Here is a 4,420-nt window from a genome sequence, read left to right on the forward strand (position 1 = left end):
AATCGAACTTACGGCTAAAATCTGCCAGTGTCTGCGCAGACAATTGTCTGATCAGCGCGTTCTCCGTATCAACATATAAGTTATCCAAATGTTTGTTAATTTGCTTACCTACCGGGCATTGGGGATTTGGTGTATTTTTAAGATTACCCAATAAGGAATTTTGTCTTACCGAATTGTAAATCTCTCCTAATGTGATATTCTGTGCAGATTTTGCTAAATAACTTCCTCCATTCTTACCTTCTTTACTCAATACCATTCCGTGATTTCGAAGGTTACTTAGCTCTTTTCTCACCAGTACCGGATTGATATTAATACTTCCCGCAATATAATCTGAAGACAGAACTTCCCCATTGGCTTTATCCAGCAGGGTAAGGATGTGTAAGGAAATGGCAAATCTTCCGTTGTTCATTCTGTAATTTTATTTATTACAGTACAAAGGTAAGCCAATTATCCTAAAAACAAAAAATATCATGAAAAATTTACCGGATCTGACCTTCCCCTCTGACAATCCATTTATAACTGCACAGTTCTTCCAGCCCCATTGGACCTCTGGCATGCAGTTTCTGCGTGGAAATACCAATCTCTGCACCCAAACCAAACTGGCCACCATCTGTAAATGCGGTAGAGGCATTTGCATATACCGCAGCGGCATCTACCTGGTCCAGGAACAACCCGGTATTGGCCAGATTGTCTGAAACAATGGCTTCACTATGTTTAGAACTATGAGCACTAATGTGATCAAGGGCTTCGTCTATATTTTTTACGGTTTTGACAGCCATTTTATAGGAGAGGAACTCTGTACCAAAATGTGTTTCTTCTGCCAGTTTAAGTAGTTGTTCCGGATAATGGCCTTCTAAATGATGATAAGCTCTTTCGTCGGCAAATATTTCTACCTGCTGCTCCTGTAAAGGTTCAACAAGTTTAGCCAGGTCCTTTAACCGGTCCTGGTGAATCAGCAAACAATCGAGGGCATTACAAACACTTACCCGTCGTGTCTTTGAATTGAAAACAATTCCTTTTCCTTTGGTCAGATCTCCTTCGAGGTCAAAATATACATGGACAATACCAGCTCCAGTTTCAATAACCGGTATTTTACTATTTTCGCGAACGTAGTTGATCAATTGCTGGCTTCCCCTCGGAATCAGCACATCCACATAGCCTGTAGCATGGAGTAAGGCATGTGTTGCAGCTCTTTCTGTAGGCAAAAGACTAACCACATTGATATTGATGCCCTCCACCCCCAGCGCGCTATGAATAACCTCCATAATAGCTTTATTAGAGTGCTCAGCATCACTTCCTCCTTTAAGGACACAGACATTACCTGTTTTAAAACATAAGGCAAATACATCCAGAGTTACATTTGGGCGGGCTTCATAGATCACACCGATCACACCAAGAGGCACCCTCACTTTAGATATCAGCAAGCCGTTTGGCCTGGACTTTTCTTCCAGGACCTCTCCCAATGGATTTTTTAATGCAGAAACATTCCGTATATCAGCTGCGATATCAGCAATCCTTTCCGGGCTCAGTTTAAGCCTGTCATATTTAGGATCTTCAGGATCCATCTTGTCCAGATCCTGTTGATTGGCCTGCAGGATAAAATCTGTTTTGAGTTCAACAGCATCGGCCAGATTAAGCAGCAAATTATTGATCTGAGTATTGTTGAGACGGGACAAATCCCTGGTGGCTTTTAAACTGTTCTGAAAATAAATCGTATAATCCATAAAATTGGTGTATGTTCCTTAGATCAATAGCTAAAGAACGGCATAAAAATAATTGTAATGAACCAATGGGCGCTGGCCTTTTTCGCCCACTCTTTCTCTCGCTTTATCAGATCCATATTCGGCAATACCCAAACCAATCAAAACGTCGTGCTCATCAACTAATTTAATGATATCCCCTTTTTGGAACTCTGACTGCACATTTACAATGCCTACTGGTAGTAAACTACTGGCCTTTCCTGAAATCAGTGCTTGTTTGGCACCTTCGTTCAATTTAACAATCCCAGTTGCTGAATTTTCGGAGTGCGCAATCCATTTCTTTTTGCCGGAAGTGATTTTCTCTGGCAGGAACTGTGTATGCACTGTCTGACCCGAAAACACATCAAGAATGATGTTCTCTTTCTTTCCGTTTGCGATATGTACAGGTATCCCCAACTTTGCAATCTTCTGTGCCATGGAAAGTTTAGTGACCATTCCCCCTCTTCCAAATCCAGACTTGGAAGTGGTAATAAAGGATGATATGTGGTTAGAACCTGGCTCTACCCTTTCTATTACTTTGGTCCCAGCCGCCTTTGGGTCGCCATCATAAATACCATCTACATTAGAAAGAATAAGCAATGCGTCCGCGTTCAGCATAGAGGCCACCAGACCGGCAAGTTCATCGTTGTCGGTAAACATCAGCTCTGTAACAGAGACTACATCATTCTCATTCACAATGGGGACAACATGGTGTTGCAATAAAATCTCTAAACAGTTTTTGATATTGAGGTAATGCATCCGGTCTCTAAAATCTTCTTTAGTGACCAATACCTGAGAACACAATAAGTCGTGTTGCTCAAACAGCTGCATATAGGTATTGATCAATTTGATCTGACCGATGGAAGCCAGAAGCTGGCGGGCGGCTACCGTGTTTTGTTTTTCCTGAACTTTAATAAGACTTCTTCCGGAAGCGACTGCTCCTGAGGAAATTACAATAACCTCTACACCTTTCTTTTTCAGGCTGGACAACTGGGAAACTAAATGCTCGATCCTTTCCAAATCTGGCAGGCCATTCTCTCGCGTTAATACATTTGATCCGATTTTAATAACAACCTTCCGATAGCTGGCTTTCATGAAGGCTAATGTAGCAAATTTTGATAAAAATAAAACAAGCTGACTGGGAAATAGAAAGCGTTGAGAGCGTCTGCTGGTCTATTATAAGATCAATAACCTCGGGTTGATCTTCTTGGTAGAACGTACCGTAGCTTGTATCTTATCTTTAATTTTTCCACCTAAATCTTTTGATTTTTCCAGATCTTCTTCGTTTTTCTCTGCGGGCTGAATTTTATGTAAACTTTTCATAGGGTATAGTATTGGAGTTTTTTTATATCCAGACAACAGCTGCTGCTATTAAAAGTTTTATTCGCTTTGTTTTCCTTACATTCTTTTTACAGAACTATACAGAGATTCGGCAATCAATGAAAAATCGTCGTTAAAATGATGGTTTCCCGGGAGAGAAACGACCTTTATTCCCAAGGCTGAAAACTTACGTTGCACTTCCTGATCTTCTTCCGCTCCAAAGAAACAAACCGGGTTTAGATTTTTGATCTTTTTCACTTCTGCAAGTACATTGTAGGTATCCTCATCAGACCCCATACTGAGCATATCACTGATATGGATTTCAAAATCGGCTGTCACATCTGGTGAAAGCACGGTAATCCCCGCAAGATTCCCTTTGAGTCCCTGAGGCAAACGGGCAGCAATAAAAGGAACAACAGAGGCACCGAAAGAATAGCCTGCCAGCATAAAAGTCTTCTTATCAAACAATTGCATATAATGGATCAGTACCCTGGAAATGTCTGAAGTTACACCATCAGGTGTTTTTGCATTCCAAAAATATTTTTGTGCGTCAAGTCCAATCACCGTAATTCCTCTCCTGGCTATAGCTTCTGCCAGGGACTGGTCAAAGCTCGTCCAGCCCCCGTCCCCGGAGATCATCATCATCAGAGGCAGGTTGTTTTTTTGAGGAGCAGACTCTACTGTAAGCGCCATGTCGGAAGGTAAGGCCATCATGGTTTTTACTTCTGAAATCTGCAGGCCTGACTTTGCTGTCTTGAGTTCATTAAAGGAGGGGGAATTCAGTATCTTTTTATAAGCCGCATTAAACGATGTAAACCAACCGGTTGAAGCCAAAAAGCCATGTCCTACTTTGGGAAGGGCGACCAGTTCTGCCATAGGCATATCTTTTAGAAAAGCCTCGGTAACCGCATACGGGCAGCTCTTATCTTTTAATCCGTTTAATACAATAAAGGGTGCTGTTAAATTTTTGGTTCTTTCCAGGTAAATAGAAATGCCGGGTTTTAATATGTGATAATTTAGTCCGCTCCCTTTGCAAAGTGGTTTTCTGATGTCCATATCCGGAGAGAAACCGATGCCAATAGCTCCTTTAAATGTATTGGCTGGCGCCTGCGCAAGAATACCATATACGTAAGTAGCTCCATAGGAGTAACCAATAAGCACGGGCTTAAAATAGGTTCTGAACTTATATTTCTTCTGAATCATCAGGCTCAGCTGTTCTAAATCAGCAGCAGGATAATAACATTTGGCGCCTGATCTTGCCAAGCCCATATTATAGGTTTTGGCATCTATACCTAATACCAGCGCCCCCTGACGGGCTATGTTTTTGGCCATATTGATCACTCCGTGCTGCCATCCCCCAT

At 41.7% G+C, this 4,420-nt stretch carries 5 protein-coding genes; all 5 read right to left on the bottom strand.

Translation table 11 applies throughout. The annotated features are described in order from the left end of the window. Positions 1-409: Rrf2 family transcriptional regulator (locus DBR11_RS29025; protein ID WP_108556007.1), on the bottom strand; the 409-nt coding region annotated here is incomplete at its 3' end. A 70-nt stretch (positions 410-479) separates the two neighbouring features. After that, entirely contained in the window at positions 480-1,724 is a 1,245-nt protein-coding gene (locus tag DBR11_RS29030) for a glutamate-5-semialdehyde dehydrogenase (RefSeq protein ID WP_108556008.1), read from the bottom strand. 30 nt (positions 1,725-1,754) lie between these two features. Next, positions 1,755-2,834, bottom strand: a complete 1,080-nt coding sequence (gene proB, locus DBR11_RS29035) for a glutamate 5-kinase (RefSeq protein WP_108556009.1) — start codon at positions 2,832-2,834, stop codon at positions 1,755-1,757. An 81-nt stretch (positions 2,835-2,915) separates the two neighbouring features. After that, positions 2,916-3,062 (bottom strand): hypothetical protein, encoded by a 147-nt coding sequence (locus tag DBR11_RS29815; RefSeq protein ID WP_158275413.1) that lies wholly within the window; start codon positions 3,060-3,062, stop codon positions 2,916-2,918. A 75-nt stretch (positions 3,063-3,137) separates the two neighbouring features. Continuing rightward, positions 3,138-4,420: AcvB/VirJ family lysyl-phosphatidylglycerol hydrolase (locus DBR11_RS29040; RefSeq protein ID WP_199234009.1), on the bottom strand; the 1,283-nt coding region annotated here is incomplete at its 5' end.

The sequence above is a fragment of the Pedobacter sp. HMWF019 genome (assembly GCF_003061025.1).
Taxonomy (GTDB): domain Bacteria; phylum Bacteroidota; class Bacteroidia; order Sphingobacteriales; family Sphingobacteriaceae; genus Pedobacter.

What these genes read in the sequence shown, in the direction of transcription:
- DBR11_RS29815 (WP_158275413.1), bottom strand. Translation starts at nt 3,062, where the DNA reads ATGAAAAGTTTACATAAAATTCAGCCCGCAGAGAAAAACGAAGAAGAT.
- proB (WP_108556009.1), bottom strand. Translation starts at nt 2,834, where the DNA reads ATGAAAGCCAGCTATCGGAAGGTTGTTATTAAAATCGGATCAAATGTA.
- DBR11_RS29030 (WP_108556008.1), bottom strand. Translation starts at nt 1,724, where the DNA reads ATGGATTATACGATTTATTTTCAGAACAGTTTAAAAGCCACCAGGGAT.